At 65.2% G+C, this 5,661-nt stretch carries 3 protein-coding genes and 1 pseudogene; 2 read left to right on the top strand and 2 right to left on the bottom strand.

Annotation, left to right across the window (positions count from 1 at the left end; translation table 11 throughout):
- The first annotated feature begins 427 nt into the window (after window positions 1-427).
- On the top strand, window positions 428-2,482 hold the full coding sequence (locus RMN84_RS09905; RefSeq protein ID WP_309612008.1) for a TonB-dependent receptor domain-containing protein: 2,055 nt from the start codon (window positions 428-430) through the stop codon (window positions 2,480-2,482).
- On the opposite strand, the gene RMN84_RS09900 is transcribed toward RMN84_RS09905, so the two are convergent.
- Window positions 2,479-3,999: a winged helix-turn-helix domain-containing protein gene (locus RMN84_RS09900; protein ID WP_309612007.1), complete on the bottom strand. Its 1,521-nt coding sequence runs from the start codon at window positions 3,997-3,999 to the stop codon at window positions 2,479-2,481. The genes RMN84_RS09905 and RMN84_RS09900 overlap by 4 nt on opposite strands.
- A 140-nt stretch (window positions 4,000-4,139) precedes the next feature.
- Between RMN84_RS09900 and RMN84_RS09895 the strand changes: the two genes are divergently transcribed.
- Window positions 4,140-4,724, top strand: coding sequence for a PEPxxWA-CTERM sorting domain-containing protein (locus tag RMN84_RS09895; RefSeq protein WP_309612006.1), 585 nt, complete (start codon window positions 4,140-4,142; stop codon window positions 4,722-4,724).
- A 321-nt stretch (window positions 4,725-5,045) separates the two neighbouring features.
- Here RMN84_RS09895 and RMN84_RS09890 read toward each other — a convergent pair.
- Window positions 5,046-5,661 (bottom strand): annotated as a pseudogene (locus RMN84_RS09890) (urocanate hydratase); the annotation flags it as partial.

Raw genomic sequence — 5,661 nt, 5'->3', positions numbered from 1 at the left:
ACGCCGCCCTCCGCCCGCGCACGGCAGTGCAGCGCAGATCGGTATCGAGGAACGAGCAGGCCGCATCGACGATGATGTGTCAGAACGCAGCCGAGTAGGAAAATGTTTTATTCATGAAACGCGAATGTCCGCAATTGGTGGTTTGCTGACCGTCGGTTTTTAAGTGGCGTCTTGTGATAAGTGGACCTTCGACGGAACGATGGCGGCCGCCTCGTTCGGGCCAGAGACGGTCATTGGAGCTCGAATGGGGATAGTTTAAAGACCGGAATCGATCGAGTACCACACGATCTCCAGAGAAAAACACCCAAAACCGCGCCGCTGAATGAACTGTCGAGAATGGTTGTGCCCGCCGGCTTGCGTCACAGCGGTTGTCGCCCCTCTTTGCAAAAGCGGTTGGGCGGTCTACTTCTAGGTGGGGAAAAGAAGCGTGGTGTTAGCTTCGATCTGTATTGCTGCGCTCACAGCGGAACAGCTGTCGCAAGGCAGCCACCTCCTCCAGCAACCCGCTGTCGCGGACATCATCGTCACCGGCGAGCGCGTCCTACGCCCGCTCAGCCGGACGCCAAGCAGCGTTACCGTGTTTACCGCCGGGTCGATCGACCTGCTCGCCGCGCCAGACCGGATCGAGCAGTTGTTGGCGCTGACACCCAACGTTCAGCTGGGATCAGGTGGTGAGGGGCCGACGATCCGCGGGCAGGATTCGACAGGGCCGTTGCGCGACTTGCCGGCGTTTCTGGGCGGCACGCGGCCGCGCGTGACGATCGAGGTCGATGGTCGTGCGATCAGCTATAATGAGCTGGCATTCGGCAACACACCGCTGTGGGACGTCGCCCAGGTCGAAATTTTTCGCAGTCCCCAGACCACGACGCAGGGGCGCAATGCGATTGCCGGCGCAATCTTCATTACGACCGCAGCGCCGATCGCGACCTGGAGCGGGCGGGCGCGGCTGATCGTCGGCGACGCGCGTACTCGGCAAGCGTCGGCGGTGGTGTCGGGGCCGATCGTCTCCGGTCAATTGGCCTTCCGCGTCGCCGGTGATGTCCGCCGCAGTCGCACGTCGAGTGAGATCACCGACAGCGCCGACGCCGATCCCAATCGTGACGACAGCAGCAACTTCCGCGCCAAGCTGCTGCTGACGCCGAGCGCTTCGCCCGGTACGCGGATCGAGCTGATCGCCGCACATGTCGTGTCGCATATGCCTCAGATCGAAGGGGTGTCAGAACCGTACCGCGAGCGCCGCGACCCTGATGCGACCTATGGCGTCTTTCGCGTTCGCGTGGACTCGCTGACGGGACTGCTGACGCAGAAACTCGGCGCCGTGCTCGAGTTCACGGCGACCGCAACCCACGGTCGGGCCTCGATCCGCCGCTTTGCGCCGCCCGGCTTTGGCGAGACCCTCAGCCACAGTGCCGACAGTGCCGGTGAAACGATCCTCGATTGGAAGCCGCGCTCCGGGCTGCGCCTTACCTGGGGCGTCCGGGTCGACCAAGCGTCGTTACGCCAGGCGATTAACCTATCGGCCACACCGCTCGGTAGTGGCAGCTTCCTTGACCGGCAGCAAAGCCTCGGCCTGTTCGGCGAGGCGAGCACCTCCCCGCTTTCCCGGGTCACGCTGATCGCCGGCCTGCGCTACCAGCGCGACAGACAGTCCCGTAGTGGCGCGTTGAACGGCGCGCTGGGACGGGTTGGACTGGACTATGACCGGCGGTTCGACGCGCTGCTGCCCAAGGTCGCGATCACTTACTCGCTTTCAAGCGGCGTCGATGTCGGCTTGCTCGTTCAGCGCGCCTATAACCCCGGCGGCACCACGATCGATCTCGGTCGGGGAGTGGCGCAGGCGTTCGGGGCCGAAACGCTGTGGGATCGCGAGCTGTTCATCCGCGCGTCCTTCCTCGATGGCCGGCTGCGCCTCACCGCCAATCTGTTCGACGAGGCGATGCGCAATGCCCAGCGACCACTCGCGCGCTTCCTCGTCACGCCGCGCGGACGGGTCGGGTATGTCGACATCGTCAACGAGCCGCGCGCCCATAGTCGTGGTGCGGAGGCGACGATGGCGTGGCGTGTGTCGCGGCGGCTGGACCTGTCCGGCGCGGTCGGCCTGCTCGCCACTCGAGTCACCCGCGCGACCGGTCCGCTCGACGCGCTGGCGGGGAAGCGCTTCCAGCGTTCCCCAGCTCTGACGGCGGCGGTTTCGGGCGACTGGCGGCCGATCGACCGGCTGCGTCTGTCCGCCCAGCTGCGCCACCACAGCGGCTACTTCAGCGACGATAGCGAATCCGCCAGTCAACAGGTCGGCGGCGCGACGACGGTCGACTCGCGCGTGGCAATCGACTTCGGTCGGATGACGCTGTTCGGATACGCCCGCAACCTGCTAGACGTTTTCAGCGTCAGCTACCGTTTCGCCCCGGTCCCGGGCCAACCGAAACTCGCGACGCTCGGCGATCCGCGCGAAGTCGGGATTGGCCTTGACGCTGCCTTCTAGCTGCGTTGTCCCAGATAGTCGGGGCGGACACCGCGGATGCGCCAATAATCGGTCAGCCCGATCGCCTCGCACAGTCGATCGAACCGGGCATCGGCGCGGATCGCGGCCGAAGGCGGGGTGAACAAATATTGGGTATACTTCCACCCCGGATCGTTCATGAACGACCGCTTGGGGCCGTCCGTTGGCTGGACCACTATTGGCCCGCGCGACAATAATAGACCGTCCGTGACTTCGAACGCCGCGTCGATCTCGCCCAACGCCGATAGCATCATCACGCCGTGCGCGGCGAGGCCGATGCTGACCCGGGCCGCGCCGAGGATCGCTTCGCGCGCGCTGGCAATCGTTGCGGGCGTTCGCTCGATTAGAGCAGTCAGCGCCGCTCGCCACATCGATATGGCGGTCGGTGACAGAGACGCGGGTCGGTTCGCTCGATCGTCGATCATCGCCAGTGCAGCCTGCTCGCGGCGGGTGAAGGCGAAGATCAGAAACCGGAAATTCCATCCTGTGGTTTGGCGCGGCCAAAGCTCAATGACCCGGTTTATCGTGCGGTCGGCGTCGGCGTCGCGGCCCATGATCCAAGATTTGATCGCTCGGCGCGCCTGGTGGATTGGGCTGAGCGGATCGACCGCAATGGCGCGCTCGTTGAAGTCCCACGACGCGCGGGTTAGGCCCACCGCTTGAAGCGCCGCGACGAGCGACGCCAGAGCGTAGGGATTGCGCGGATCTTGCGCCAGCACCTGCCGCAGCCGATCCTCCTTGGTCGCCCAGTCGAGCATCGAGCCTTGCAGTTCAATCATCGTCGTGGTCGCGTTCGGCTCACGCGGATCCAGTTTCAGGGCAGTTTCAATCGCGTCATTGGTGACTGTGAGCGCGGCCGCAGCTTGCGCCGGGGCGGCAAGCTCCGAGATATTAAACCGGGCATAGGCGAGCAATCCCCAAGCCCTTGAGTTGTTCGGTCGGATGGCCACGGCTTGCCGCAATTGCTCGGCGGCCGCGTCGAAGCTTTGTGGAGAGTCATAACGTAGCCCCTCCGTTCCGCGCTGGACGAGCAGATCGAACCCATCACTGGGCCCATCCCGACGAATCGCCCACAGGCCGAGCCCTCCGGCCGCAGCGGCGGTTGCGACAACGCCGCCGACCAGCCAGCGGCGCGAGATGGCAGCCGGTCTGCCGACCGGATCGGAGTTAAGCGCGATGGTCGCCCCGGTCAGGCGATAGCCGACTCGGGCAATCGTCTCGATGCCGAACGCGGAGCCTGTCGCTCGGGCCAGCCGACGCACTTCGGCAATGGCGCGGTTGATCGAATCGTCGCCGATGATGCGCCCGTCCCAGCACCGCCGGATCAGCTCGTCGCGGCTGACGACCGCGCCATCAGCATCGACCAGCGCGAGCAGCACCTGCATCACCCGCGGCTCGGCCAGCTCATGGCCGACAGGTCCCTCGAGAGTGCGGATCGACGGTCGCACCAGGGCATCGCCGAGCTTGAAATCGGGCCGGTCGGCAAGCGGAATTTCCACCTCCCTCGGCAAAAGATCAGCCAACCATCGGCTCCCCTTCATTCACCCGCGCCGTCTCCCGGGCCATCGTGCAACCGCCGCCATGCGAACCGCTTGGTCAAGCATCGCCTTTCCGGCACGTAGCTTCAAGGAGATTGACGATGAACATTGCCAACCATGCCCGAACCGCCCTGCTCGCGGTCGCACTGTTTAGCGCAGCGACTGCCCAAGCTGACGTACTCTCATTCAGCGGCACTGCGAGCGCGCTAGCGACCGGCTTTCCCGACCCGACCTGCGCTCCCCTGTTGTTTCGCCAGTCGGTGGCACCGGGCGCTGGCAGCGGCACCTCGTCCCTCGGCAACTTCGCCTACACCAGTACGACCTGCGTGACTGCCGGGGGTCCGGTGAGCGGCATTTTTGCCATCAATTTCGCCAACGACGGTTTCCTAGGAACGCTCAACGGCACAACCAGTCCCGCCAGCACGCCCGGCGTTTTCATCCCCGATTTCACCTACGCCATTCTCAGCGGCACCGGCCGCTTCCTCGGTGCTAGCGGGACCTTTCAAGGGACTGGGTCGATCGATCCGCGCGTGCCGCCATCGCGCCTGAGCCTGAACTTCAACGGCCAAATCAACGCGCCGGCGGTGCCCGAACCGGCGACCTGGTCGATGATGCTGCTCGGCTTCGGCGCGGCAGGCTGGTCGATGCGTCGGCGTCAGACAGTCCGTCCGATCGCGGCGGCTTGACCCCTACCCCAGCGCGGCGTCGTTCTTGCGGTGGAAAGTGACGATGCCGTCTTCGAGGGCGCCGAGCGTGAGGCAGTGAATCACCTGCCCATGAGCGAGAGGACTGAATAACGCTACTGCGGGAGCGGTCGATGGCTACCTTCACTGCGGGTCACTTCTAAGTCGGTTGGATGCGCTTGGCACTTAGGATTGGACCGTCTCCGTGCATTCAAGTCGAGTTGGAATGACGATGGCGATGGAACGTCCGCTTTCGGGCAACAGCAAATGAACTTCCGACGACCACGTTTGGGGCGAAAGCAGACATTCGTCCCTTCGACCTAGTCACTCCACCATCGGCAAATCCAGCCCCTGTTCTCGTGCACAGTCGATCGCGATGTCGTACCCCGCGTCTGCATGCCGCATGACGCCGGTGGCGGGGTCGTTCCACAGGACTCGTTCGAGGCGCCGCGCGGCGGCGTCGGTGCCGTCGGCGACGATGACCATGCCGGCGTGTTGCGAATAGCCCATGCCGACGCCGCCGCCGTGGTGGAGCGAGACCCAGCTGGCGCCGCTGGCGGTGTTGAGGAGGGCGTTCAAGAGCGGCCAGTCGCTGACCGCGTCCGAGCCGTCCTTCATCGCCTCGGTCTCGCGATTGGGCGAGGCGACGCTGCCGCTGTCGAGGTGGTCGCGGCCGATGACGATCGGGGCGCTGACCTCGCCGTTGCGGACCATTTCGTTGAACGCGAGGCCGAGGCGGTGGCGCTGGCCCAGCCCGACCCAGCAGATCCGCGCGGGGAGGCCCTGAAAGGCGATGCGGTCCCTCGCCATATCGAGCCAGCGGTGGAGGTTGGCGTCGTCGGGAATGAGGTCTTTGACGCGCTGGTCGGTGCGGTAGATGTCCTCGGGATCGCCCGACAGCGCGACCCAGCGGAACGGGCCGATGCCGCGGCAGAACAAC

Origin of the sequence: Sphingomonas sp., assembly GCF_031380695.1 — a bacterium.
Taxonomy (GTDB): domain Bacteria; phylum Pseudomonadota; class Alphaproteobacteria; order Sphingomonadales; family Sphingomonadaceae; genus Sphingomicrobium.
The sequence above is the reverse complement of the archived record's forward strand: the minus strand, read 5'-3'. Positions and strand labels throughout refer to the sequence as shown.

What these genes read in the sequence shown, in the direction of transcription:
- RMN84_RS09895 (WP_309612006.1), top strand. Translation starts at nt 4,140, where the DNA reads ATGAACATTGCCAACCATGCCCGAACCGCCCTGCTCGCGGTCGCACTG.